The 23,360-nt window shown below is 74.2% G+C and carries 22 protein-coding genes; 12 read left to right on the plus strand and 10 right to left on the minus strand.

Annotated elements, in window-relative coordinates; genetic code table 11:
- Positions 1-174: 174 nt before the first annotated feature.
- On the plus strand, positions 175-975 hold the full coding sequence (yaaA, locus tag ABD236_RS17540) for a peroxide stress protein YaaA (RefSeq protein WP_344074682.1): 801 nt from the start codon (positions 175-177) through the stop codon (positions 973-975).
- An 88-nt stretch (positions 976-1,063) separates the two neighbouring features.
- Positions 1,064-1,678: a bifunctional 4-hydroxy-2-oxoglutarate aldolase/2-dehydro-3-deoxy-phosphogluconate aldolase gene (eda, locus tag ABD236_RS17545; RefSeq protein WP_344074795.1), complete on the plus strand. Its 615-nt coding sequence runs from the start codon at positions 1,064-1,066 to the stop codon at positions 1,676-1,678.
- Between the two features lie 486 nt (positions 1,679-2,164).
- On the opposite strand, the gene ABD236_RS17550 is transcribed toward eda, so the two are convergent.
- From ABD236_RS17550 to ABD236_RS17560, 3 genes are read right to left on the minus strand one after another with little or no spacing between them, the layout of a single operon-like run.
- Positions 2,165-3,430 carry a bifunctional RNase H/acid phosphatase gene (locus tag ABD236_RS17550; protein ID WP_344074683.1) on the minus strand — a complete coding sequence of 422 codons (1,266 nt, stop codon included), beginning with the start codon at positions 3,428-3,430 and terminating at the stop codon, positions 2,165-2,167.
- On the minus strand, positions 3,430-4,173 hold the full coding sequence (locus tag ABD236_RS17555; protein WP_344074796.1) for a zinc ribbon domain-containing protein: 744 nt from the start codon (positions 4,171-4,173) through the stop codon (positions 3,430-3,432). The genes ABD236_RS17550 and ABD236_RS17555 overlap by 1 nt, the downstream gene beginning before the upstream one ends.
- On the minus strand, positions 4,170-5,006 hold the full coding sequence (locus ABD236_RS17560; RefSeq protein WP_344074684.1) for a Nif3-like dinuclear metal center hexameric protein: 837 nt from the start codon (positions 5,004-5,006) through the stop codon (positions 4,170-4,172). Before ABD236_RS17560 ends, ABD236_RS17555 begins: the two co-directional genes overlap by 4 nt.
- A gap of 226 nt (positions 5,007-5,232) precedes the next feature.
- On the opposite strand from ABD236_RS17560, the gene ABD236_RS17565 reads away from it, so the two are divergent.
- Positions 5,233-6,342: a hypothetical protein gene (locus ABD236_RS17565; RefSeq protein WP_344074686.1), complete on the plus strand. Its 1,110-nt coding sequence runs from the start codon at positions 5,233-5,235 to the stop codon at positions 6,340-6,342.
- A 68-nt stretch (positions 6,343-6,410) separates the two neighbouring features.
- Entirely contained in the window at positions 6,411-6,557 is a 147-nt protein-coding gene (locus ABD236_RS17570) for a hypothetical protein (protein WP_344074687.1), read from the plus strand.
- 108 nt (positions 6,558-6,665) lie between these two features.
- Here the strand turns inward: ABD236_RS17570 and ABD236_RS17575 are convergent, their stop codons facing one another.
- From ABD236_RS17575 to ABD236_RS17585, 3 genes are read right to left on the minus strand one after another with little or no spacing between them, the layout of a single operon-like run.
- Positions 6,666-7,610 (minus strand): 3-oxoacyl-ACP reductase, encoded by a 945-nt coding sequence (locus ABD236_RS17575; protein ID WP_344074688.1) that lies wholly within the window; start codon positions 7,608-7,610, stop codon positions 6,666-6,668.
- A 26-nt stretch (positions 7,611-7,636) separates the two neighbouring features.
- Positions 7,637-8,713: a Zn-dependent alcohol dehydrogenase gene (locus ABD236_RS17580; protein WP_344074689.1), complete on the minus strand. Its 1,077-nt coding sequence runs from the start codon at positions 8,711-8,713 to the stop codon at positions 7,637-7,639.
- Positions 8,714-8,742: 29 nt separating this feature from the next.
- Positions 8,743-9,597: a MaoC/PaaZ C-terminal domain-containing protein gene (locus tag ABD236_RS17585; RefSeq protein WP_344074690.1), complete on the minus strand. Its 855-nt coding sequence runs from the start codon at positions 9,595-9,597 to the stop codon at positions 8,743-8,745.
- Positions 9,598-10,022: 425 nt separating this feature from the next.
- On the opposite strand from ABD236_RS17585, the gene ABD236_RS17590 reads away from it, so the two are divergent.
- From ABD236_RS17590 to ABD236_RS17605, 4 genes are all read left to right on the plus strand, one after another.
- Positions 10,023-10,967 carry an ABC transporter ATP-binding protein gene (locus ABD236_RS17590; RefSeq protein WP_344074691.1) on the plus strand — a complete coding sequence of 315 codons (945 nt, stop codon included), beginning with the start codon at positions 10,023-10,025 and terminating at the stop codon, positions 10,965-10,967.
- On the plus strand, positions 10,967-11,698 hold the full coding sequence (locus tag ABD236_RS17595; protein WP_344074692.1) for an ABC transporter permease: 732 nt from the start codon (positions 10,967-10,969) through the stop codon (positions 11,696-11,698). The genes ABD236_RS17590 and ABD236_RS17595 overlap by 1 nt, the downstream gene beginning before the upstream one ends.
- A 77-nt stretch (positions 11,699-11,775) precedes the next feature.
- Positions 11,776-12,975, plus strand: a complete 1,200-nt coding sequence (locus ABD236_RS17600; protein WP_344074797.1) for a sensor histidine kinase — start codon at positions 11,776-11,778, stop codon at positions 12,973-12,975.
- A gap of 25 nt (positions 12,976-13,000) precedes the next feature.
- Positions 13,001-13,606: a response regulator gene (locus ABD236_RS17605; protein WP_344074693.1), complete on the plus strand. Its 606-nt coding sequence runs from the start codon at positions 13,001-13,003 to the stop codon at positions 13,604-13,606.
- A 1-nt stretch (position 13,607) separates the two neighbouring features.
- On the opposite strand, the gene ABD236_RS17610 is transcribed toward ABD236_RS17605, so the two are convergent.
- The 3 genes from ABD236_RS17610 to ABD236_RS17620 all read right to left on the minus strand — a co-directional run bounded on the left by ABD236_RS17610 (position 13,608) and on the right by ABD236_RS17620 (position 18,599).
- Positions 13,608-15,050, minus strand: coding sequence for an MFS transporter (locus ABD236_RS17610; RefSeq protein WP_344074694.1), 1,443 nt, complete (start codon positions 15,048-15,050; stop codon positions 13,608-13,610).
- A 179-nt stretch (positions 15,051-15,229) separates the two neighbouring features.
- Positions 15,230-16,417 (minus strand): thiolase C-terminal domain-containing protein, encoded by a 1,188-nt coding sequence (locus tag ABD236_RS17615; protein WP_344074695.1) that lies wholly within the window; start codon positions 16,415-16,417, stop codon positions 15,230-15,232.
- 22 nt (positions 16,418-16,439) lie between these two features.
- Positions 16,440-18,599 carry an acyl-CoA dehydrogenase family protein gene (locus ABD236_RS17620; protein WP_344074696.1) on the minus strand — a complete coding sequence of 720 codons (2,160 nt, stop codon included), beginning with the start codon at positions 18,597-18,599 and terminating at the stop codon, positions 16,440-16,442.
- Positions 18,600-18,807: 208 nt separating this feature from the next.
- Here ABD236_RS17620 and ABD236_RS17625 point away from each other — a divergent pair, with 208 nt between their 5' ends.
- From ABD236_RS17625 to ABD236_RS17640, 4 genes are all read left to right on the plus strand, one after another.
- Positions 18,808-19,455, plus strand: coding sequence for a class I SAM-dependent methyltransferase (locus ABD236_RS17625; RefSeq protein WP_344074697.1), 648 nt, complete (start codon positions 18,808-18,810; stop codon positions 19,453-19,455).
- 76 nt (positions 19,456-19,531) lie between these two features.
- The gene (locus ABD236_RS17630) at positions 19,532-20,509 is read left to right on the plus strand and encodes an N-acetylmuramoyl-L-alanine amidase (RefSeq protein ID WP_344074698.1); all 978 of its coding nucleotides are present in this window, start codon (positions 19,532-19,534) and stop codon (positions 20,507-20,509) included.
- A gap of 186 nt (positions 20,510-20,695) precedes the next feature.
- Positions 20,696-21,526, plus strand: a complete 831-nt coding sequence (locus tag ABD236_RS17635; RefSeq protein ID WP_344074699.1) for a hypothetical protein — start codon at positions 20,696-20,698, stop codon at positions 21,524-21,526.
- 139 nt (positions 21,527-21,665) lie between these two features.
- Entirely contained in the window at positions 21,666-22,688 is a 1,023-nt protein-coding gene (locus ABD236_RS17640; protein WP_344074700.1) for an LLM class F420-dependent oxidoreductase, read from the plus strand.
- Here the strand turns inward: ABD236_RS17640 and ABD236_RS17645 are convergent.
- Positions 22,675-23,241 carry a hypothetical protein gene (locus ABD236_RS17645; protein WP_344074701.1) on the minus strand — a complete coding sequence of 189 codons (567 nt, stop codon included), beginning with the start codon at positions 23,239-23,241 and terminating at the stop codon, positions 22,675-22,677. The genes ABD236_RS17640 and ABD236_RS17645 overlap by 14 nt on opposite strands.
- Positions 23,242-23,360: the final 119 nt, after the last annotated feature.

The following is a 23,360-nucleotide window of genomic DNA, read 5'->3' on the forward strand; positions in this document are numbered from 1 at the left end:
TCGCGCAGTTCCCCGCGCCCCCAACTGCCTAGGGGCGCGGGGAACTGCGCGAGCAACCCACCACCACCCGCAGCCGCACGCGATCCCCCGGAGGGTTTAGGGAAGGGGCGGGGTGGGGGCTTAATGTGGGCTCGGGGCCGCACCCCCGTCCGTACCACCCCCCAAGGAGACCCCGTGCTCGTCCTGCTGCCCCCCTCCGAAGGAAAGGCCGACGGGGGACGCGGAACCCCCCTCAAGGAGGACGCGCTGGGACTCCCGGGCCTCGCGGACGCCCGCTCCGCCGTCCTCGACGAGCTCATCGAGCTGTGCCTCGCGGACGAGGACAAGGCCCGCGACGTGCTCGGCCTCAGCGAGGGCCTGCGCGGCGAGATCGCCAAGAACGCCCGGCTCCGTACCGCCGGCACCCGCCCGGCCGGCGAGATCTACACCGGCGTCCTCTACGACGCCCTCGGCCTGGCCACCCTCGACCCCGCCGCCAAGCGCCGCGCCGCCAGGTCGCTGCTGGTCTTCTCGGGGCTGTGGGGCGCCGTACGCACCACCGACCGCATCCCCTCGTACCGCTGCTCGATGGGCGTGAAGCTGCCGGGGCTCGGCGCGCTCGGGGCGTACTGGCGCGGCGTCATGGACCCGGTCATGACCGAGGCCGCCGGCACCGGGCTCGTCCTCGACCTGCGCTCCTCCGCGTACGCCGCCGCCTGGAAGCCGAAGGGCGAGGTGGCCGGGCGGACCGCGACCGTACGTGTCCTGCACTCGCAGATCGTCGACGGCGTCGAGAAGCGGTCGGTCGTCAGCCACTTCAACAAGGCCACGAAGGGGCGGATCGTACGGGACCTGCTGCTGGACGGGGGCGCGCCCGCCGACCCGGCGCGGCTGGTGGAGGCGCTGCGCGACCTGGGGTACGTGGTGGAGTGCGCGGCGCCCGCCAAGCCCGGCAGGGCGTGGGCGCTGGACGTGGTCGTGGAGCAGATCCACTAGCCGCGATCCAGGCCTGTTGCACACTGTTGCACAGGGTGCAATGGTCGTTGCAGGGGGCGTATCCGCCCGGCAGGATGCCCCCATGACCATGACCTCCGTCCTGGACCTCGCCCCCGTCGTCCCCGTGGTCGTCCTCGACGACGCCGCCGACGCCGTACCGCTCGCGCGGGCGCTCGTGGCGGGCGGGCTGCCGGCGATCGAGGTGACCCTGCGTACGCCCGCCGCGCTCGACGCGATCCGGGCGATCGCGGACAGCGTTCCGGAGGCGGTGGTCGGGGCCGGGACCGTGGTGTCGGCCTCGGGGGTCGCGGACGCCGTGGCGGCCGGGGCGCGCTTCCTGGTCAGCCCGGGCTGGACCGGCGGGCTCCTCGACGCGATGTCCGCGTCGGGGGTGCCGTTCCTGCCGGGGGTGGCCACCGCGTCCGAGGTCGTGGCGCTGCTGGAGCGCGGGATCCATGAGATGAAGTTCTTCCCGGCGGAGGCGGCGGGCGGCACGGCCTATCTGAAATCCCTGGCCGGCCCGTTGCCCGCCGCCCGCTTCTGCCCCACGGGGGGCATCTCGCTCGCCTCGGCGCCGACGTATCTGGCGCTGCCGAACGTGGGGTGTGTCGGGGGTACGTGGATGCTGCCGCGGGATGCGGTGGGTTTGCGGGACTGGGGGCGGGTGGAGCGGCTGTCCCGGGAGGCGGCGGCGCTGCGCTGAGCACTGCCCGGCCTTCGTCTGCGGCTGAGTGGGTGGTTGCCCGCGCAGTTCCCCGCGCCCCTTTTTGAGCCCGGCCTTTGTCTGCGGGTGCGTGGGTGGCTGGTCGCGCAGTTCCCCGCGCCCCTAACCCCGTTTTCGTCTGCGGACCGTGGCCTCTTCTCGCGCAGTTCCCCGCGCCCCTTTTTGAGCCCGGTCTTCGTCTGCGGGGGCGTGGGTGGCTGGTCGCGCAGTTCCCCGCGCCCCTAGGGGGTTGGGGTCGGTCGGGGAAGCCAGCTCAGCCACAGGCCTTTAGGGGCGCGGGGAACTGCGCGAGAAGCGGCCACCGGCCCGCGGACGAAAACGCGCCCCCGGGGGCACGGGCAACCGCCCGAACAGTCCGTGCTACCCCGGGGCACGGGCAACCGCCCGAACCGGCCGTGCTGCCCAGGGGCGCGGGGAACTGCGCGAGCAACCCACCACGCACCCGCAGACAAAGACCGGGCACCCTCAGCCGCGCAGATGCCCCGTATCGTTCAGCAGCCGCACCGACGCGTTGCCGTCCCCGTAATACGCCACCGCCGACAGCGACGCCGCCGACAGTTCCATGCGGAACAGGGACTCCGGCGGGGCACCCAGGGCGAGGCGGATCAGGGTCTTGACCGGGGTCACGTGCGTGACCAGCAGGACCGTGCGGCCCGCGTACGCCGTCAGCAGGCGGTCGCGGGTCGCCGAGACGCGCCGCGACACCGCCGCGAAGCTCTCGCCACCCCCCGTCGGCGCCGCCTTCGGCGAGGCGAGCCACGCGTCGAGGTCGTCCGGGTGGCGCTCGCGGACCTCCGCGAAGGTCAGCCCCTCCCACGCCCCGAAGTCCGTCTCGCGCAGGCCCTCCTCGACCCGTACGTCCAGACCGAGGCGGGCCGCGACCGCCGTCGCCGTCTCGCGGCAGCGGCGCAGCGGGGAGGAGACGACCGCCTGGATCGTGCCCCGGGCCGCCAGCGCCGCCGCGACCTGGTCGGCCTGGCGGCGGCCCGCCGCCGACAGCTCCGGGTCGGTGCCGCCGCTGCCGGAGAACCGCTTCTCGGGGGTGAGCGCCGTCTCGCCGTGCCGCAGCAGGACGAACGTGGTGGGCGTGCCCAGGTCCGGCGCGCTCCACCCGGCGGCCGGGGCCGCGCCGGAACCGCGCGCGGGGGCCGGGACGGTGGCGACCGCAGCCGCCGGGGCCGCAGCCACCGGGGTGGCCGAGGCCAGCGCGGCCCGGGCCAGGGCCGCGCCCGCCGCCGCGTCCCCGACGACCCGCGCCGCGTCCGTGTCGGCGGGCCCGGAGGACAGCGCGGCGGTGGACGCCGACGGCTCCCACTGCTTGCCGCGCTTGCCCGCGTCCATCGCCTCGTTGGCGAGCCGGTCCGCGTGCTTGTTCTTCTCGCGCGGGATCCACTCGTACGTGACCTGCCCGTGCGGCAGGATCCGCCCGGCCTCGGCCGCGAGCGGCTTCATGTCGGGGTGCTTGATCTTCCAGCGGCCCGACATCTGCTCGACGACCAGCTTGGAGTCCATCCGGACCCGTACCGTCGCCGCCGGGTCCAGCGCCTTCGCCGCCCGGAGCCCGGCGATCAGGCCCTTGTACTCGGCGACGTTGTTGGTCGCGACGCCGATGTACTCCGCCGCCTCGGCCAGCGTCTCGCCCGTCACCGGGTCGAGGACCACCGCGCCGTAACCGGCCGGGCCCGGGTTGCCCCGGGAGCCGCCGTCGGCCTCGACAACGAACTGCCGCACTACAGGCCCGACTCCGCCGTACGGACCAGGATGCGGCCGCAGTTCTCGCACCGCAGCACCGTGTCCGGCGCCGCCGCCCGGAGCTCGGCGACCTCGGTGACGTTCAGCTCCAGCCGGCAGCCCTCGCACTTGCGCTGGTAGAGCCGGGCCGCGCCGACGCCGCCCTGCTTCTCGCGGAGCTTGTCGTACAGCTTGAGCAGGTCGGCCGGGACGGCGGCCGCGACGACCTCGCGCTCCTTGGCGACCTCGGCCGCCTCGGCGTCCAGCTGCTGGGTGGCGGCGTCGCGGCGGGCGGTCGCGTCGTCGTTCTTCGCCTGGAGGGAGGCGAGCCGCTCGGTGAGCTCGGCGGCCCGCTCCTGGGCGGACTCACGGCGCTCCATGACCTCCAGGACCACGTCCTCCAGGTCGCCCTGGCGCTTGGCCAGCGAGGCGATCTCGCGCTGGAGGGACTCCAGGTCCTTGGGGGACGAGACGGCGCCCGAGTCCAGGCGCTGCTGGTCGCGGGCGGCGCGCTGGCGGACCTGGTCGACGTCCTGCTCGGCCTTGGTCTGCTCGCGGGCGGTGTCGCTCTCCTCGGTCTGCGCGGCGACCAGCAGGTCGCGCAGCTGCGTGAGGTCCTTGGTCAGCGAGTCGATCTCGGCGTGCTCGGGCAGCGACTTCCGCTTGTGGGCGAGCTGCGACAGGCGTACGTCGAGGGCCTGTACGTCGAGGAGGCGGATCTGGTCGGCGGGCGCGGCGTTCAGTTGGGGGCTCCAGAAGAGTGGTGGGATGACCAGGGGTCGGTGACCGCCTTCGAGACGTGGACCCGCAGGTCCCAGCCGTGGCGGTCGGAAATCTCGTCGAGCTGGGCGGCGGCCTGCTCGCACCAGGGCCACTCGGTGGCCCAGTGCGCGGCGTCGATGAGGCCCAGGGGTGCGTGCTGGGTGGCCTCCGAGACCGGGTGGTGGCGCAGGTCCGCGGTGAGGAAGACATCGGCTCCCGAGGCCCGGACCGCGTCGAAGAGGCCGTCGCCGGAGCCGCCGCTGACCGCGACGGTCTTCACCAGGGCCTCGGTGTCGCCCGCGACCCGGACGCCCTGCGCGGTGGCGGGCAGTTGGGCGGCGGCGCGGGCGGCGAACTCGCCCAGCGTCATCGGGTGGTCCAGCTCGCAGATCCGGCCCAGGCCCCGGCGCCCCGAGGGGTCCGTGGCGTCGGGCACCAGCGGCCGTACGACCCGGATGTCCAGGGCGCCGGCGAGGGCGTCGGAGACACCGGGGTCGGCGGTGTCGGCGTTGGTGTGGGCGACGTGCAGCGCGATGTCGTGCTTGATCAGGGTGTGCACGACCCGGCCCTTGAAGTGGCCGGCCGCGACCGTCGTCGTCCCGCGCAGATAGAGCGGGTGGTGGGTGACGACCAGGTCGGCGCCGAGCCGCACGGCCTCGTCCGCGATCTCCTGTACGGGGTCGACGGCGAACAGCACCCGCCGGACCTCCGCGTCGGGGTCGCCGCAGACGGTGCCGACCGCGTCCCACCCCTCGGCCCGCTCGGGCGGCCAGAGGGCGTCGAGCGCGGCGATGACTTCAGACAGACGGGGCACGGACACAGGTTACCCGCGCGGCGGGCCGCGCCCACCATGGCTGGGGCCCCACCCGTCGCACGGTGCCCCGGGGGTGCGCCCCGCCCGGGCGCACCGCACTGCACATCCCTCACCCCGTCCACTGGCGAATCGCCCGATGGCCACCCTTTGGTGTGAAGCGAGTGGTCTCGTGTTGTTCGGCAGGAAGTGCGAAAACTAGCTTCTTGGGCCGGAGGTGAGCCATCTCATGACGGCCTTGGCCATCGAGACCGCTGCCGGCAACGGCGACGCGGTCCGGCAGACGGAGTTCACGATCACCGCGGACGGCTCCTACGCGGCCCGCCTGGTACGGGAGGAGGGCGGGGGCGAGAGCTGGTTCCCCGAGCGCTGGACCCTCGACGGACCCGAGCCGTACGCGGTGCCGCTGCCCGGCAACCAGCCGGAGGACCCGGACGCCTCGGTGCTGCCGATGGGGGACGGGCGGGTGCTCATCCACCGCCGGGTCGCGGACCGGGACGTCTTCGCCCTGCTCTACCCGACCGGCCCCGGCACCGGCGAGCTCGCCCTCGGCACCGTCGCCCGCGTCCCGGGGCGCCGGCTGTCCCTGCTGCCGCCGTCCCCGAACGGCAGCTGTGCGTACGCGCTGGCCGCCGGGCCCGAGGACAGCACGCTCTGGCTGGTGGCGGGCGGCGCCTTCGGACCGGAGCCGGTCGCCACCCTCGAGGGCCACTGCTCGGGCGGCGTCTGGCTGGACCGGACCGGGCGGATGCTGGCGCTCGACCGGGAGCTGGAGGGGCGCACCAAGGCGGTCGCGGTGGACCTGGAGCGCGGCGGCGAGGTGAGCCCGCTGCTCCAGATCACCGAGGAGAGCGAGGACCGGCTGCTGCTGGCGGACCCGGACACCGGACTGCTGCTGCTGCGCTCCGACGCGCCCGGCCACGCCCGGCTCGGCTGGGGCGTGCTCGGCTCCACCCTGCCGGTCCGCTTCCCCGAGTGCCTGCGGCTCGCGGACGCCGCCGTGACGCCGTTCGCCATACAGCCGGGCCAGGTGCTGATGCCGGAGAGCTGCGCGGTGGCGCTGCGGATCGACGCGGCGGCGGGCAGCTGGCTCGGCGTGTGGCGCCCGGCGGGGCGCCGGCTGCACCAGCTGGCCGCGCCCGAGGGGTGGCTGGCGGGGTCGGGCCTGTGGACCCGGGACGGGGTGCTGCGGCTGCCGTGCGCCACGCCCGCGGCGCCCTGCGCGGTGGCGGCGGTCCCGGCCCCGGCGGAGCTGCCGCGCCCCGCCCCCGTACCGCTGAAGCCGCAGGCCCCGCGGCCCGTGCCGCTCGGGCAGGCACCGCTGACCGGCCGTCAGTAGGCCGGGGGCGGCTCGCTAAGATCCACGGCGAACGCAACGGACGAAACACAACGGGGTGACTGCACCACATGTCCGAGACACTGACCGCCGTGTCCGCCGAAGCCACGACGGATCCCGACGGCCACGGCCGGCACCGGGGCGGCGCCGCGGCGACCGAGGAGCCGACGACCGAGGCCCACGGCCGCCACCGGCGGATGGACGCAGAGGCTAGTTGATCAGGTGGCTGGGGGCCGGGACGCGAAAGCGTCCCGGCCCCCAGCCGTTCAGGGGCGCGGGGAACTGCGCGACCAGTGGGGGACGGCCCGCACCCCGCACACACACGGTCAGCCCCGCTTCAGTCCCAGCACCTCGGTCGCCGCGAAGGTCTCGTCCGCCGGGCGGTCGGCGTAGTACGGCGTGAGCAGCTCGTCCAGCTCCCCGTACGAGAAGGCCTCCTTCGCCGCGTCGAACTTGGCCGCCACCTTGGGGCGTTCGACGACCGCGACCATCCCGCCGTGCACCACCAGCAGCTGTCCGTTGACCCGGGCGGCCGCGGGGGACGCCAGATAGCCGACCAGCGGGGCCACGTGCTCGGGCGCCAGCGGGTCGAGCTGCCCCTCGCCGGGCTCCTCGAAGCCCGCGAAGACGTCCTCGGTCATCCGGGTGCGGGCGCGCGGGCAGATGGCGTTGGCGGTGACGCCGTACTTGGCGAGCGCCAGGGCCGTGGAGGTGGTCAGGCCCACGATCCCGCCCTTGGCGGCGGCGTAGTTGGGCTGGCCCGCCGAGCCCGCGAGGAACGCCTCCGAGGAGGTGTTGACGATCCGCCCGTAGACCGCGCCGCCCGCCGCCTTGGACCGCTCGCGCCAGTGCGCGGCGGCGAAGTGGGTGGTGTTGAAGTGGCCCTTGAGGTGGACATGGATCACCGCGTCCCACTCGGACTCGGTCATCGAGAAGATCATCCGGTCCCGCAGGATGCCCGCGTTGTTGACCAGGATGTCCAGCTTTCCGTACGTGTCGACCGCCAGCCGGACCAGTTCCCTGGCCTGCTGGTGGTCGGCGACGTCACCGGTGTGGGCGATGGCGGTGCCGCCCGCCGCGCGGATCTCGGCGGCGACCTCCTCGGCGGGCCCGGCCGAGGCCTCGCCGGAGCCGTCGCGGCCGGGCTGCCCGAAGTCGTTGACGACGACGGACGCGCCGAGTCGGGCGAGCTCCAGGGCCTCGGCCCGGCCCAGACCGCGTCCGGCGCCGGTGACGATCGCGGCCAGGCCCGCGAGGGGCAGCGCTGTCATGCCGTTCAGCTCCTTGCTCGTCCGGTTCACAGGGTGATGCAGGTGCGCAGGGCCTCGCCGGTGCGCATCTGGTCGAGGGCGTCGTTGATCCCGGCGAGCGGCACCCGGTGGGTGATCAGGCCCGCCAGGTCGATCCGGCCCGCCCGCCACAGCGCCACGGCCCGCTCGTAGGAGCGCAGCACGTCGCCGCCGCCGTACAGCGAGGGCAGGATCCGCTTCTCGTCGAAGAACAGCTCGAACATGTTGAGCGGGAAGAAGTCGTCCATGGCGCCCGCGCCGACCACGCACAGGGTGCCGCCGCGCCGGGTCGCCCCGTAGGCGGTGCGGGCGGTGGCGGACTTGCCGACGACCTCGAAGACGTAGTCGAAGCCCTCGCCGCCGGTGATCCGCTGCTTGGCGTCGTCGAGCTCGCTGGGCGAGACGGCCTCGGTCGCCCCGAAGGTGAGCGCGGCCTCGCGCCGGGAGGCGACCGGGTCGACGGCGACGATCTGCGCCGCGCCCTGCACCCTGGCGCCCTGGACGGCGGAGATGCCGACCCCGCCGCAGCCGATGACGGCGACCGACGAACCGGCCTCCACCCGCGCGGTGTTGATGGCGGCGCCGAGGCCGGTGGTGACCCCGCACCCGATGAGCGCGGCGATCTCGTACGGCACGTCGTCGGGTATCGGCACCGCGCACCCGGCGGCGACCACGACCTCCTCGGCGAAGGTGCCGGTGCCCGCGAAGCCGAAGACCTCGGCGCCGGGGCGCTTGAAGTTGGGGGTGCCGGCGTTCATGAACCCGGCGAGGCAGAGGTGGGTCTGGCCGCGCTTGCAGGAGGCGCAGACGCCGCACGCGGGCAGCCAGCACACCAGGACGCGGTCGCCCGGGGCGAGCGAGCCGACACCGTCGCCGACGTCGAGGATCTCGCCCGCGCCCTCGTGGCCGGGGACGAAGGGGGCCGGCTGCGGGAGCACGCCGGTCATGGCGGAGATGTCGGAGTGGCACAGCCCGGTGGCCCGGATCCGGATCCGCACCTTCCCGGGTCCGAAGCCCACGGCCTCGACGTCGTCGAGCACGTCGAGCTTGTCCTGGCCGATCTCGTGCAGTACGGCTGCGCGCATTGGCTGCGGCTCCCCTCTGATCAGGCGGTTCAGACGTGTTCGACGAGGGTGTCGGACAGCACCGGCGCGTCGTCGCGTTCGACGGCCGTCACCGACACCTGGACGCGGCCCTCGGCGGCCCACATCCGGATGCGCAGGGTCTCGCCGGGATAGACGACCCCGGTGAAGCGGGTGGTGTACGAGCGGACGCGGGCCACGTCGCCGCCGAGCACGGTGTCGACGACCGCCTTCAGCGTCATGCCGTACGTGCACAGGCCGTGCAGGATCGGCCGGTCGAACCCGGCGAGCGCGGCGAAGTCGGGGTCGGCGTGGAGCGGGTTCCAGTCCCCGGAGAGCCGGTAGAGGAGCGCCTGCTCCTCGCGCACCTTCCGCTCCACGGTGTGGTCCGGGGCGCGGTCCGGCTGCTCGGTGCGGGCGGAGGGGCCGCGTTCGCCGCCGAAGCCGCCTTCGCCGCGTACGAAGATCTGGGCGTCGCTGGTCCACAGCGGGCCCTCGTCGTCGGCGGCCTCGGTGCGCAGGACGAGGACGGCGGCCTTGCCCTTGTCGTAGATCGCGGCGACCTTGGAGGTGGAGACGGCCTTGCCGCGTACGGGGATGGGGCGGTGCAGGACGATGCCCTGGCCGCCGTGGAGCACGGCGGCGAGGTCGACCTCGATGCCGGGCGCTCCGAGCCCGCCGACCACGCCCATGCCGGCGCCGGCCACGGTGGCGAACGAGGGCAGCACGTGCAGCCTCGACTCCAGGGTGTAGCGCAGCTCGCCGGGGTCGGTCGCCGGGACGCCCGCGCCGAGTCCCAGGTGGTAGAGCTGGATGTCCTTGTGGTCCCAGGCGATCTCGATGGACCGGGGTTCGGCGGCGAGCGCCTTGGCGACGTCGATGGGCATACGGGGCCTGCTCCTTGGAGGTGGGAAGACCTCGGCGCGGCCGTCCGCACCGTCGGCCGCACCGAGGCCGTGCGGGTCGGCTCGCAGAGCCGGATTTAGAACGCGTTCTAGGGCTCGATGGCCCCTATGTATAACGCAGCGCCCCGGGATTGGGAACACTTCTGACGTGCCGTCAGCTTCGCTGGGCGCCCGGTGATTGTCTGCGGGTGAGTGGTGGGTTGCTCGCGCAGTTCCCCGCGCCCCTGGATGCGCCCCTTCGGGGCGCCCAGGGGGTTGCCGCGTCAGCGGCATTCAAGGGGCGCGGGGAACTGCGCGACCAGCCATCCACCGGCCCGCAGACGAACGCCCCCCGGGACATTTGTCCCACTCAACCCCGTACGAGAACATCTGCCGCCCGCCCGGGGCGGATCCGTAGCGTCAAGGGCATGACGCAGACAGCCCCCAGCGCCGTGCGCTTCCGCGGCGTGCTCAAGACCTTCGGCACCGTGCGCGCACTCGACCGTGTCGACCTCGACATCCGCCGGGGCGAGACCGTCGCGCTCCTCGGCCGCAACGGCGCCGGGAAGTCGACCACGATCGGCCTGCTGCTCGGGCTCGACGAGCCGGACGCGGGTGAGGTGCGGCTCTTCGGGCGGACGCCCGGGCGCGCGGTGCGGGCCGGGCTCGTGGGGGCGATGCTCCAGGAGGGCCAAGCGATCCCCCGCGTCACCGTACGGGAGCTCGTCGCGTTCGTCGGCTCGACCTACCCCCGCCCCATGCCGGCCGCCGAGGCCCTCGCGCTCGCCGGGCTGACCGAGTTCGCGGACCGCCGCGTCGACCGGCTCTCCGGCGGGCAGGCCCAGCGCGTCCGGTTCGCGGTGGCGATCGCCGGGGCGCCCGCGCTGCTGGTCCTTGACGAGCCGACCGCCGCGCTCGACGTGGAGGCCCGCCGCGCGTTCTGGGACGCGATGCGCGCGTACGCCGCCCGGGGCAACACCGTGCTGTTCTCCACCCATTACCTGGAGGAGGCCGACGACAACGCCGACCGGATCGTGGTCGTCGACCAGGGCCGCGTCGTCGCCGACGGCCCCGGCGAGCGGATCAAGCGCGCGGCGGGCGGCGGCCTGGTCTCCTTCGACCTGGCGGGCGGCCCCACCGCGGGCCTGGCGGCGCTGCCGGGCGTGGTCGCGGTGGAGGTGCGCGGCGATCGCGCCCGGCTGCGTACGGACGACCCGGACGCCACGGTCCTGGAGCTCGCCCGGCTCGGCGCGGTCCGGGGCCTGGAGGTCGCCCCGGCCAGCCTGGAGGACGCGTTCCTCTCCCTCACCTCCGCCGTGACGCCCACGCCCATGTCCACGCCCACGTCCGTACGCGAAAGCGAGACCGTCTGATGCCCGCCTACATCCTGCTCGAAGTCCGCCGCACCTTCCGCGACGCGTCGTTCGTGGTCTTCGGCATCGGCATGCCCGTCCTGATGTATCTGCTCTTCACCAACACCGGCTCGGGCGACGGCGACTCGGCCGAGTGGAGGACGGCCTCGATGGTCGGCATGGCGGCGTACGGCGCGCTCGGCGCGGCCCTGGGCACCGGGACGGGCGTGGCCGCCGACAGGACCGCCGGATGGCTGCGCCAGCTGCGCGTCACCCCGCTGGCGCCGTCCCGCGTGGTGACCGGCCGCGCGGTCAGCGGCTCGGCGACCGTGCTGCCCGCGATCGCCGCGGTGCTCGCCGCGGGCGCGCTGGTCAACGGCGTACGCCTGGACGCCTGGCAGTGGGCCGCGCTCACCGTGCTGCTGTGGGCCGGGGCGCTCCCCTTCACCCTGCTCGGCCTCGGCAACGGCTACCGGCTCGGCCCGCAGGCCGTGGGCGTGGTCAACACCGCCTGTCTGATGGGGCTCGCGGTGATCGGCGGACTGTGGTTCCCGCTGTCCGCCTTCCCCGGCCGGCTCGCCTCGCTCGCCGCGTACACCCCGGCCCACCGGTTCGCCGACCTCGGCTGGGCCGTCTCGCACGGCTCGGCCCCCGGGCTCGGGACGGTCGCGGTGCTCGGCGCCTGGCTGCTGGCGTTCGGCTCGTACGCCGTGGTCTCCTACCGACGGTCCGCGAGGACGGTATGCGCCTGATGAACGGGGAGAACGAGACAGTGGCACGACTGGCGAAGCTGCCGAGGCTCACGGAGCCGCCGGAGCGGAGGAAGGCGGTGTCCGCGCCGAAGAAGTGCGACCGCGACGCGGATCTTCCCGGCCCCCCGGCGAGCGCCTACACGCTGCTGCCCTGGCTCCTGATGGGCCTCGGCGCGTTCTCCAACCTGGTCCAGGGACAGACGCCGAACCCATGGATCGGCGGCGCGGGCCTGCTGGCCTTCAACTCCCTCTACGTCACGATCTCCTTCCGCGCCTTCGTCAAGGAGAAGCGGGAGAGCCGTACGACGCTGGTGATCCTGGCCGCGATGGCCGCGGTCACCTACGCCCTCTCGATCTTCTACGGCGGCACCTGGCTGTTCTTCTTCCCGCTGCTCTCGCTGGCCTGCGGCGCGGTGCTGCGGGACCGCGGACTCGGTCTCACGATCATGGTCCTGGCGTCCTCGGCGGGCGCCATCTCCGGCATGGAGGCCGGCTCGGTGTGGGACAACGTGACCATCGCGTACGGCACGTTCCTCTCCGGCATGGTGACGGCGGCGGTCCTCTCGCTCTCCCAGACCGTGCGCGAACTGCGCGACACCCGCCAGGAGCTGGCCCGTACCGCCGTGGAGAAGGAACGGCTCCGCTTCTCCCGGGATCTGCACGACCTGCTCGGCCACACGCTCTCGGTGATCGTGGTGAAGTCCGAGGCGGCCCGCCGCCTGGCCCCGCGCGACCTGGACGCCGCGCTCGGCCAGGTCGCCGACATCGAGTCGGTCGGCGGCCAGGCGCTCACCGAGATACGCGAGGCGGTCACCGGCTACCGCGAGGGCAGCCTCGGCACCGAGCTGGACCGGGCGCGCTCGGCGCTGCTCGCGGCCGAGGTGGAGCCGGTGGTACGCCTGTCGGGACCGCCGCTGCCCTCACAGGTGGAGGCGCTGCTCGGCTGGGTGGTCCGGGAGGCGGTCACCAACGTCGTACGGCACAGCGGCGCGGCCCGCTGCGAGATCGCGGTCGACGGCGCGCCCGAACGCGTACGGCTGAAGATCACCGACGATGGGCACGGCGTACCATCCGAACAGCCCGCCTCCCCCGGTCCACGCGTCGGCGGTACGGGTCTGAAGGGTCTCACCGAACGCCTCGCGGCGGCCGGCGGCTCACTAGAGGCGGGCCCCGGGCCGCGCGGCGGCTTCCAGGTGAGCGCCGAGCTCCCGGTCGACCCCCTCGACGCCGAGCTGGAAGCGGAGCTGGAGACGGAACGCGGGGCCGCACGGGGATGACGGCCGGCACGATGGGGAGAACGGCATGATCAGAGTCCTGCTCGCGGAGGACCAGGGCATGATGCGCGGCGCGCTGGCCCTGCTGCTCGGGCTCGAGGAGGACATCGAGGTCGTCGCGCAGGTCGGTGCCGGGGACGAGATCGTGGCCGCGGCGCTCACCGCCCGGCCCGACGTCGCCCTGCTGGACATCGAACTGCCGGGGCTCAGCGGTCTCGACGCGGCGGCTCTGTTGCGCGAGGAGTGCCCGGACTGCCGGGTGCTCATCCTCACCACGTTCGGGCGGCCGGGGTATCTGCGGCGCGCGATGGAGGCGGGGGCGGCCGGGTTCCTGGTGAAGGACGGGCCGGTGGAGGACCTGGCCGAGGCGGTGCGGCGGGTGCTGCGCGGCGAGACGGTGATCGACCCGGCGCTGGCTGCGGCCGCGCTGAGCGCGGGCGCCAATCCGCTGACCGCGCGGGAGCGGGACGTCCTGAACGCCTCGGTGGACGGCGCGACGGTCGCCGACATCGCGGGCAAGCTGCACCTGTCGGAGTCGACCGTACGCAACTACCTCTCGTCCGCCATCGGCAAGACGAGCACCCGCAACCGCATGGAGGCGGTGCGGGCGGCCCGGCAGCAGGGCTGGCTCTGAGTCACCTCTCCGGCGTGACGGGCTTGGGCCCGGTGGCCCTGGGCAGCCACACCAGCGCGACCACCGTGCTGGCGAGCAGGACGAAGCCGCCGGTGCGGAAGGCCAGCGCGTACCCCTCGGTGAGCGCCTCGGGCGTCAGCGCGTCGCCGGTACGGGCGGTGGCCACGGTCGACAGGATGGCGAGGCCGAGCGCGCCGCCCATCGTGCGGGAGGTGTTGATGAGCCCCGACACCAGCCCGGCCTCGCCCGGCGCGGCGCCCGAGGTGGCGAGCGAGGCGAGCGGCGTGGTGGCCAGGCCCGCGCCGGTCATCATCAGCACGCCGGGCACCAGGATCGACATCCAGTACGGGTCGTGCGCGTGCATCGTGGACTGCCAGCCGAACCCGGCGGCCGCGATCAGCACACCGATGACGGTGAGGTTGCGGGTCCCGGTGACCGGCATCAGCCGGGGGGCGATCTTGGCGCCGAAGACGATGCTCAGCGAACTGGGGATCAGGGCGAGCCCGGCGCCCAGCGGGGTGTAGCCGAGGACGTTCTGGGCGTACAGCGTCATGAAGTACCAGGTGCAGAAGGTCGCCGAGCCGCAGGCGAACATCACCACGTTGGCCGAGGAGACGGCCCGCAGGCGCAGCAGCCGCAGCGGCATCAGCGGCGCCGCCGCGCGCGCCTCGAGGGCGAGGAACGCGCCGAGCAGCGTGAGCCCGCCGAGCAGCGGGGCCAGGGTCTGCGGCGCGGTCCAGCCGGACTGCTCGGTCTGCACGATGCCGTACGCGAGGACCGCGAGCCCGCCGGTGACGGCGACCGCGCCGGGCAGGTCCAGGCGGTTGCGGGTGGCGGCGCGGCTCTCGGTGATCCACAGGGTGGCGCCGGTGAGGACGAGGGCGCCGACCGGCACGTTGATGAGCAGCACCCAGCGCCAGGACAGCGTGTCGGTGAGCACCCCGCCGACCAGTCCGCCCGCCGCGCCGCCGCCCGCGCCGACCGCCGCCCAGGTGCCTATGGCCCGGGTGCGGGCGGCGCCCTCCGGGACGGCGGCGGTCAGGATGGTGAGCGTGGACGGCGCGAGCACGGCGGCGCCGAGGCCCTGCACGCCCCGGGCCAGCAGCAGCTGCCAGCCCTCCTGGGCGAGCCCGCCCGCCAGGCTGGCGGCGGTGAAGAGCCCCAGTCCCACCAGGAACATCCGCTTGCGGCCGAAGAGGTCTCCGGCGCGGCCACCGAGGAGCATGAACCCGGCGTACGCGATGGAGTAGGCGTTGACGACCCACTGGAGCCCGGTCGGGGTCATCCCGAGGCCGGTCCGCATCGAGGGGAGTGCCACGTTGACGACGGAGACGTCGAGGACGACGAGGAACTGCCCGGCGCAGGCGGCGAGCAGGACCAGCCAGGTGCGGGTCCGGAGTGTCCGGGTGGGTATGGCGGCGGTGTCTGGGGGCGCGTGGACCATCGGGCCATGGTCGCATGGAGTCCCCCCGCCCCACCCCTTCCCGAAAGCCCTCTGGCGGGCAGCCGGTTGCTTCGACTGCGGACCGTGGCGGGTTGCTCGCGCAGTTCCCCGCGCCCCCAGGTAGTCAGGGGCGCGGGGAACTGCGCGCTCAGCCGTCCACGGTCCGCAGACAAAGACGCCTACCTCCGCAGGAGCGTGACCACGGCCGCACCCCCGAGCCCCACGTTGTGGGCCAAGCCCACCCCCGCCCCCCGGACCTGCCGGGGGCCCGCCTCCCCCCGGAGCTGCGCCACCAGCTCCCCCACTTGGGCCAGGCCCGTCGCCCCCAGCGGATGGCCCTTGGAGATCAGGCCCCCGGACGGGTTCACCACCCACCGCCCGCCGTACGTCGTCGCCCCGGACTCCACCAGCTTTCCCGACTCCCCCTCGCCGCACATGCCCAGCGCCTCGTAGGTGAGCAGCTCGTTGATGGAGAAGCAGTCGTGGAGCTCGATCACGTCGACGTCCTCGATGCCGAGGCCGGCGCGGTCGTACACGGCCCGGGCCGCCGCCCGTGTCATGCCGACGCCGACGACGTCGATGCACCGGCCCGAGGCGAACGACGCCTGTGTGTCCGTCGCCATCGCCTGGGCGACGATCTCCACCGCCCGCCCCTGGAGGCCGTGCGCCGACGCGAACCGCTCGGAGACGACGACGGCCGCCGCCGCGCCGTCGGAGGTGGGCGAGCACTGGAGGCGGGTCAGCGGCCGGTGGACCACCGGGGAGGCGAGTACCTCCGCCACCGAGTACTCCACCTGGAACTGCGCGTGCGGGTTGTGCACCGAGTGCCGGTGGTTCTTGGCGCCGACCGCCGCGAGCTGCGCCTCGGTCGTCCCGTACAGCCGCATGTGCTCACGCGCCGCGTTGCCGAAGATCTGCGCGGTCGGCGGGGTCGCCTCGAAGCCGTGGGCGGCGGCCATCACGCCGTAGTGGCGGGCCACCGGCGAGGTCGCGAAGTCGCCGCCGTCCGCCCCGCCGCCCAGCGCGCCCCGCTTCATCTTCTCGAAGCCGAGCGCCAGCACGCACTCGCTGATCCCGCCCTCCACCAGCTGGCGCGCCAGCAGCAGCGCGCTCGACCCGGTGGCGCAGTTGTTGTTGACGTTGTGGACCGGGACGCCGGTGAGCCCCAGTTCGTACGCCGCCCGCTGGCCCGCCGTGGACGGCTGGAAGCAGTAGCCCGCCAGGACCTGCTCCAGCTCCTCGTACGCGATTCCGGCGTCCGCCAGCGCCGCCGCCCCGGCCTCCCGGGCCATGTCCCAGTACTGCCACTCCCGCGACTCGGGCTTGACGAACCCCGTCATGCCGACACCGGCCACAAAGCTCTTCACGTCCGTGCTCCTTCGGGCTCGTTCAGTCTCGCGGCAGGCCGAGGATCCGCTCGGCCACGACATTGAGCTGGACCTGGGTGGTGCCGCCCGCGATGGTCAGACAGCGGGACATCAGATAGCCGTGCACGGCCCGCTCGGCCGGGCCCTCGGCCGAGGCGCCCGAGGGGCCGAGCAGTTCCAGCGCGAGCTCGGCCACCTTCTGCTGGTGGACGGTCTGCACCAGCTTGCGCACACTGGCCCCGGCGCCGGGCTCCAGGCCCGACACCTGGAGCAGGGTGGTGCGCAGCCCGAGGCAGGCCAGCGCGTGCGCCTCGGCGGCCAGCGCGCCGATCCGGGCGCGGCGGGCGCCGTCGAGCCCGTCGGCGCGGGCGAGCAGCGCCTCCAGACCGGTGTCGAAGGTCAACTGGTCGGCCATGTGCACGCGTTCGTTGCCCAGGGTGTTGCGGGCGACGCGCCAGCCGCCGCCGCTCTCGCCGACGACCGCGTCGTGCGGCAGGAGCGCCCCGTCGAAGTACACCTCGTTGAAGAGCGCGTCGCCGGTGATCTCCCGCAGCGGGCGGACGTCGATGCCGGGGGTGTTCTTCATGTCGACGAGGAAGTAGGTGAGGCCCTCGTGCTTGGGGGCCGCCGGATCGGTCCGGGCGAGCAGGATCCCGTGGTCCGCCCACTGCGCCGCGCTCGTCCACACCTTCTGCCCGGTGATCCGCCAGCCGTCCTCGGTCCGCTCGGCCCTGGTCCGCAGGCTCGCCAGGTCCGAGCCCGCCTCCGGCTCCGAGAACAGCTGGCACCACAGCAGGTCCCCGCGCAGGGTGGGCAGCAGATAGCGCTCCTGCTGCTCCGGTGTCCCGTACGCGAGGAGCGAGGGCACCACCCAGGTGCCGATCCCCAGCTCCGCCACCTTCACCCCGGCCGCCCGCAGCTCCTCCTGGACGACGAGCTGGTGGACGGGACCGGCGCCCAGGCCGTACGGCGGTGGCAGATGCGGGGCGGCGTAGCCGGTGGGGGCGAGGGCGCGGCGGGCGGCCGCCGGGTCGAGTCCGCGTACCGAGGCGGCCGCCTGGCGGGCCGGGCCCCGGAACGCCCGCGCCTCCTCGGGCAGCTCGAGGCGCAGCTCCCGGCGCGCCCCGGCCGCGGCGAGCCGGACGGCCCGCTCGCGGTGGGTGTCCCCGGCGCCCAGGAGCTGGCGGGCCACCAGGGCGCGGCGCAGATGCAGATGGGCGTCGTGCTCCCAGGTGAAGCCGATGCCGCCGAGGATCTGGACGCAGTCCTGGGCGCAGGTGAGAGCGGCGTCCAGGGCGGTCGCCGCCGCCAGGGAGGCGACGAGGCCGCGCACCTCGGCCGGTTCCGCTCCCGCCGCCCGCGCCGCGTCCCACACCAGGGCCCGCGCCTGCTCGACGCGGACCAGCATGTCGGCGCAGAGGTGCTTGACCGCCTGGAACCGCCCGATGGGCCGCCCGAACTGCTCGCGCGTCCTGGCGTGCGCGACGGCCGTCTCCAGCGCCCAGGCCGCGGTCCCGCACGCCTCGGCGGCGAGGAGGACACCGGCCAGATCGCCTACGAGACCGGGGTCGACGGCGAGGACCCGGTCCGCCGGGACCACCAGGCCGTGCGCGAGGACCTCGGCGGTGGGGCGGGTCGGATCGGCGCCCTCGTGCGCCCGCACCGCCAGGTCCGCCGCGTCCACCGCCAGCCACAGCGTCTCCTCGCCCGCCCGCGCGGCCAGGAGCAGCAGATCGGCCTGGGCCCCGGCGAGGACCGGCGGCGCGGCCCCGTCGAGCGTCCAGCCCGCCGGGTCCGGTACGGCGGTGAGGCCGCCGGGGCCGAGCGCCACGGCGGCGGTCCGCTCCCCGGTCGCGATGGCGTGGACCGCCTCCGCGCGGCCGGCCCGCTCCAGCACCGCCGCCGCCAGCACGCTGGGCAGATACGGGCCCGGCAGCGCGCCCCGCCCCGCCTCCTCCAGCACCACCGCGAGCTCCACCAGGCCCCCGCCGCCGTACCGCTCGCCCAGATGGACACCGAGCAGGCCCTGTCCGGCCAGCGCGTCCCAGTACGGCGGCCGGCCGACGGGCGCGCCGGACGCGTCGAGCAGCTTGCGCACCTCCTCGGGCGGCACGGCCCGCGCCAGCCAGCCCCGGACCGCGTCCGCCAGTTCGCGCTGCTCCCGGGTGATCCCGATGCCCATCCGCACTCCCCCGACGCCGTGGCGCCCCTTCGGGGCGCGCGGTACCGCACCGGCCACAAGACCGCTTGGAACGGCGACAGACTAGAACACGTTCCAATCTGACGGAAGGTCAGATGACGGGGGGAAATCGGCGGGGCTTAGGATGTGGCGCCCCCTTCAGAAGTCCCCGCGCACCCCACCACCTCGCGCCCGACCCACAGGAGCCCCCATGGCGACACCCAAGCCGGAGATCCTCGCCGCCTTCGAGGCCGCCAAGGGGTTCATGCCCGTACGCGAAGGGCTCGCGCTCTACGCGGCGGCCGTCGAGGCGGGCGCGCTCGGCCTGCCGCTCCTGGAGGTCGGCACCTACTGCGGCCGCTCCACGCTGCTGCTCGCGGACGCCGCCCGCGCCGCCGGGACCGTCGCCGTCACCGTCGACCACCACCGGGGCAGCGAGGAGCAGCAGCCCGGCTGGGAGTACCACGACCCGGCCGTGGTCGACCCGGAGGTCGGCCTGATGGACACCCTGCCCACCTTCCGCCGCACCCTGCACAAGGCGGGCCTGGAGGACCACGTGATCGCGGTCGTGGGCCGCTCGCCGCAGGTGGCGCGGGTCTGGGGCGGCCAGGTCGGGCTGGTCTTCATCGACGGCGGGCACACCGACGAGCACGCCACCGGGGACTACGAGGGCTGGGCCCCGCACCTCGCCGAGGGCGGCCTGCTGGTGATCCACGACGTCTTCCCCGACCCGGTCGACGAGTTCACCGGCCAGGCCCCGTACCGCGTCTATCTGCGCGCCCTCGCCTCCGGCGCCTTCACCGAGGTCTCGGCCACCGACTCGCTGCGCGTGCTGCGGCGCACGCGCGCCGGAGTGTGACGGCGCGCACCGCCCGGTGCACCCCTTCGGCCGCACGGACCGCGCCCCCGTACGACCACCCGGCTAGCATCACAGCGTGTCGTACGACAGCGAATCCCCCACCCCCGCCCGGCGCCGGCTGCGCGGCAACCTCGTCATCGTGACCGCCGCGCTGGTCCCGACCGCGCTGGCCGGATGGCTGGTGTGGCAGGCCATGGGCGGGTCCGGCGGCCAGGACGACAAGCCGCCGAGGGTGCTGCCGCTGCCCAGCGCGCCCGCCGCGCAACCCTCGGGGAACGGGAACGCCAAGGCGCCGACCGTGACGGTGACGGCGACCCCCTCGCCGTCCACCGCCTCGCCGTCCACCGCCTCGCCCTCCACCCAGTCCGCCCGGCCCACCGGGCCGCTCGCCGGACGCGTGGTCGTCATCGACCCGGGCCACAACCCCAGCAACTTCAAGCACGCCGCCGAGATCAACCGCCAGGTCGACATCGGGACGAACAAGAAGGAGTGCGACACCACCGGCACGGACACCGAAGGCGGGTACACCGAGGCCGCGTTCACCCTGGACGTCTCGCACCGTCTGCGGGCGCTGCTGGAGAAGCAGGGCGCGACCGTCTCGTACACCCAGGACAACGACCGGCCGTTCGGCCCCTGCGTGGACGAGCGCGCCGCGATCGGCAACCGGGCCAAGGCGGACGCGGTGGTCTCGGTGCACGCGGACGGCGCGGCCGAGGGGCAGCGCGGCTTCCATGTGATCCTGCCCGCGCTGGTGAACGCGGGGAAGGCGAACACCGCCCCGATCGTGAAGCCCTCGCGTGAGCTGGGTGAAAGGATCGCGGGGAAGTTCGTCCTCGCCACCGGCATGGGGCCCTCCAACTACGTGGGCGAGGGCACCGGGTTGGACGTCCGCAAGGACCTCGGCGGGCTCAACCTGTCCACCGTGCCGAAGGTGTTCATCGAATGCGGCAACATGCGCGATTCCCGTGATGAGGGCCTGCTGACGAGTCCGGAGTGGCGGCAGAAGGCGGCTCAGGGCATCGCGGACGGAATCAGCGGCTTCCTGCGCACGTGAGCGTCCCGCCGACGGGAGCGGTCGGCTGCGGGTCGGTCACGGTCTGAGCACCGAGGGGACTTCCCGCCCGGTCAGACGATAGATTCTCCCCCGGGTGGGGAACCACTCCCGTGCTTCGCGCCGTGTGCACGTACACCGGCGGCAGCGATGACCGCCCCGACGAGACGACCCAAAAGGACTATTTACGTGAACATCCGCTCCCTCACGCGAGGCGACGGCGTGGTGATCGGAGCAGCGGTGGTGCTGTTCATCGCCTCGTTCCTCGATCTCTACTCGGTCGGCAATTCGTGCTCCGGTACGTTCTGCCCGAAGCTCGATCTGCCGAACGCCTGGGACTCGCTGGGCCTGCTGATGAGCATGTTCCTGGCCGGCATCATCGGCGCGGTCCTCATCGTCGTGGCGCGTTCGCTGCCGCAGCCGAAGAAGATCGCCGGTATCGACCTGGGCCAGTTCGGCACCGCGTTCACGATCTTCTCCGCGTGGACCGCGTTCTGGACCATCATCGACATGGACAAGGCCGGCGCCGGCATGATCCTCGGCCTGATCGCCGCGCTGGTGCTCGCCGCCGGCGCCGTGGCCGGCCCGATGGTCGCCGCGCTCAAGGCCCCGCTGATGGGCAGCCCGACCCCGGCCGTGGCCCCGTACGGCGCGCAGCCGTACGGCGCCCAGCCCCCGGCGGGCGGCTACGGCTACCCGGGCGGCGCCCAGCCGCAGCCGTTCGGCGCGCAGCCCGCGGCCGACGCGAGCCAGGGCGGCCAGACCCCGGCGCCCGCCGCCTCCCAGCCGCAGCCCGCGGCCGGCGCCGCCGCTCCGGCCGGCGACTTCGCCCCGTTCTGGTTCGCCGTCCCGGTGGCCCGCCCGCTGTACGCGGAGGACGGCTCGGCCACGCCGATCGCCGAGCTCGCGCCCGGCACGTGGTACCTGGCGGTGGAGCAGCGCGGTGCGGCCCTGGTGGCGCAGACGCAGGACGGCCGCCGCGGGGTTCTCCAGGACACCACGGGGATCCAGCGGGGCTAGTCGGCTGGTTCGTCCGCGGACCGTGCGTGGCTGGTCGCGCAGTTCCCCGCGCCCCTGAGAGTGGCCCCCCACCCCTTCCGGGTGGGGGGCCACTCCCGTACCCTGACGGCCCGTCAGATTCCGCCAGGGAGGCGTCCGTATGCGGCTGGGACTCGCACTGGGGTACTGGGGGCGCGGGCCGAACCCCGGTCATCTGGAGCTGGCGCGGGAGGCGGAGCGGCTCGGGTACGACTCCGTGTGGACGGCGGAGGCCTGGGGCTCGGACGCCTTCACTCCGCTGACCTGGATCGCCGCGCACACCTCCCGCATCCGCCTCGGTACGGCCGTCGCGCAGATGGCCGCCCGCACCCCCACCGCGACCGCGATGCACGCGCTGACCCTGGACCACCTCTCCGGCGGCCGGATGATGCTCGGCCTCGGGCTGTCGGGGCCGCAGGTGGTGGAGGGGTGGTACGGACGGCCGTTCCCGGCCAGCCCGCTGACGGCGACGCGGGAGTACGTGGAGGTGATCCGGCAGGTGCTGCGGCGCGGGGCGCCGGTGGAGCTGGAGGGCCGCTTCCACCCGCACCCCTACCGGGGGCCGGACGGCACGGGCCTCGGCAGACCCCTCAAGCCGATCACGCATCCGCTGCGCGCGGACCTGCCGGTGCTGCTGGGGGCCGAGGGCCCCAAGAACATCGCCCAGACGGTTCGGATCGCGGACGGCTGGCTGCCGCTGTACTGGTCGCCGACCCGGCTGGACGCGTACAAGGCGTCGCTGGCCGAGGCGCCCGAGGGCTTCACGGTCGCCCCCATGGTCCGGGCGCACGTCTGCGACGACGTGGCCGAGGGGCTGCTGCCGGTCAAGGCGATGCTCGGCTTCTACATCGGCGGGATGGGGCACGCGGCCCGCAACTTCCACGCGGATCTGATGGCGCGGATGGGGTACGAGGCCGAAGCCCGCCGGATCCAGGCGCTGTTCGCCGAGGGCCGCCGCGAGGAGGCGGTGCGCGCGGTGCCCGACGCCTTCGCCGACGAGATCTCACTGGTCGGGCCGCGCGAACGGATCGCTCGGCGGCTGGAGTCGTGGCGTTCGGGCCCGGTGACGGACCTGCTGGTCACCTCACCGGACCCGGTGACGCTGCGGGTGATGGCGGAGCTGGTGGGGGTCAGCCGCCGCTGAGCTGCGAGGCGGACGGCACCTGGTCCTTGACCTCGGCTCCGGCGCTCTTGCCCGCGCCCTTCACGCCGTTGATGACGTTCTCGAACATGCCGACGTCCGCGTCGGTGGCGTCGCCCTTGCGCAGCTTGCCGCCGAGGCCCTTGAGGGACTCGATGCCGGAGCTGAGGGGGGCGACGGCCTTGGAGAGCAGCGGGTCGCCCTTGGCGTTGTTCACGGCGGCCTTCAGCCGGTTGTACGTGAAGGCACCGGCGAGCCCCGCCTTGACCAGGGCGAAGGTGCGGCCCTTGGTGCCCTTCTTGAACTTGCCCGCCTTGAAGGGCTTCACGATCCACTGGTAGGCGGCCCCCGCCGCCAGGCCCGCGTTGGCGACGAACCGCGTCTTGGCGAGCTTCTGCTTCTCGAACGAACTGGACGGGGAGACGCTGGCCTCCGCCGCGGTCAGGCTGTTGCGGGCGCTCTTGGTCTCGCCTCCGCAGGCGGTCGTCGACACCAGGACGGCGGTGGCGAGGACGAGCGCCGCGAGTATGCGGCGGAGCGGGAGCGTACTGGACACGGTGACCTCCGGGAGTGGTCCGACCCCCGCAGCGTCACCCGAGCGGCGGCACGCGGCGACCCGGCGTGGTCCGTTCGGGTGCCCCCACCCCGGCCGAGCGCTTCGTCTGCGGACCGTGG

Source organism: Streptomyces crystallinus (assembly GCF_039521265.1).
Classification (GTDB): domain Bacteria; phylum Actinomycetota; class Actinomycetes; order Streptomycetales; family Streptomycetaceae; genus Streptomyces; species Streptomyces crystallinus.

Bases quoted from the DNA above. Each gene is read 5' to 3' on its own strand.
- ABD236_RS17640 (WP_344074700.1), top strand. From the start codon at position 21,666: ATGCGGCTGGGACTCGCACTGGGGTACTGGGGGCGCGGGCCGAACCCC.
- ABD236_RS17605 (WP_344074693.1), top strand. From the start codon at position 13,001: ATGATCAGAGTCCTGCTCGCGGAGGACCAGGGCATGATGCGCGGCGCG.
- ABD236_RS17570 (WP_344074687.1), top strand. From the start codon at position 6,411: ATGTCCGAGACACTGACCGCCGTGTCCGCCGAAGCCACGACGGATCCC.
- ABD236_RS17595 (WP_344074692.1), top strand. From the start codon at position 10,967: ATGCCCGCCTACATCCTGCTCGAAGTCCGCCGCACCTTCCGCGACGCG.
- ABD236_RS17575 (WP_344074688.1), bottom strand. From the start codon at position 7,610: ATGACAGCGCTGCCCCTCGCGGGCCTGGCCGCGATCGTCACCGGCGCC.
- ABD236_RS17590 (WP_344074691.1), top strand. From the start codon at position 10,023: ATGACGCAGACAGCCCCCAGCGCCGTGCGCTTCCGCGGCGTGCTCAAG.
- ABD236_RS17565 (WP_344074686.1), top strand. From the start codon at position 5,233: ATGACGGCCTTGGCCATCGAGACCGCTGCCGGCAACGGCGACGCGGTC.
- ABD236_RS17610 (WP_344074694.1), bottom strand. From the start codon at position 15,050: ATGGTCCACGCGCCCCCAGACACCGCCGCCATACCCACCCGGACACTC.
- ABD236_RS17625 (WP_344074697.1), top strand. From the start codon at position 18,808: ATGGCGACACCCAAGCCGGAGATCCTCGCCGCCTTCGAGGCCGCCAAG.
- ABD236_RS17585 (WP_344074690.1), bottom strand. From the start codon at position 9,597: ATGCCCATCGACGTCGCCAAGGCGCTCGCCGCCGAACCCCGGTCCATC.
- ABD236_RS17580 (WP_344074689.1), bottom strand. From the start codon at position 8,713: ATGCGCGCAGCCGTACTGCACGAGATCGGCCAGGACAAGCTCGACGTG.
- ABD236_RS17620 (WP_344074696.1), bottom strand. From the start codon at position 18,599: ATGGGCATCGGGATCACCCGGGAGCAGCGCGAACTGGCGGACGCGGTC.
- eda (WP_344074795.1), top strand. From the start codon at position 1,064: ATGACCTCCGTCCTGGACCTCGCCCCCGTCGTCCCCGTGGTCGTCCTC.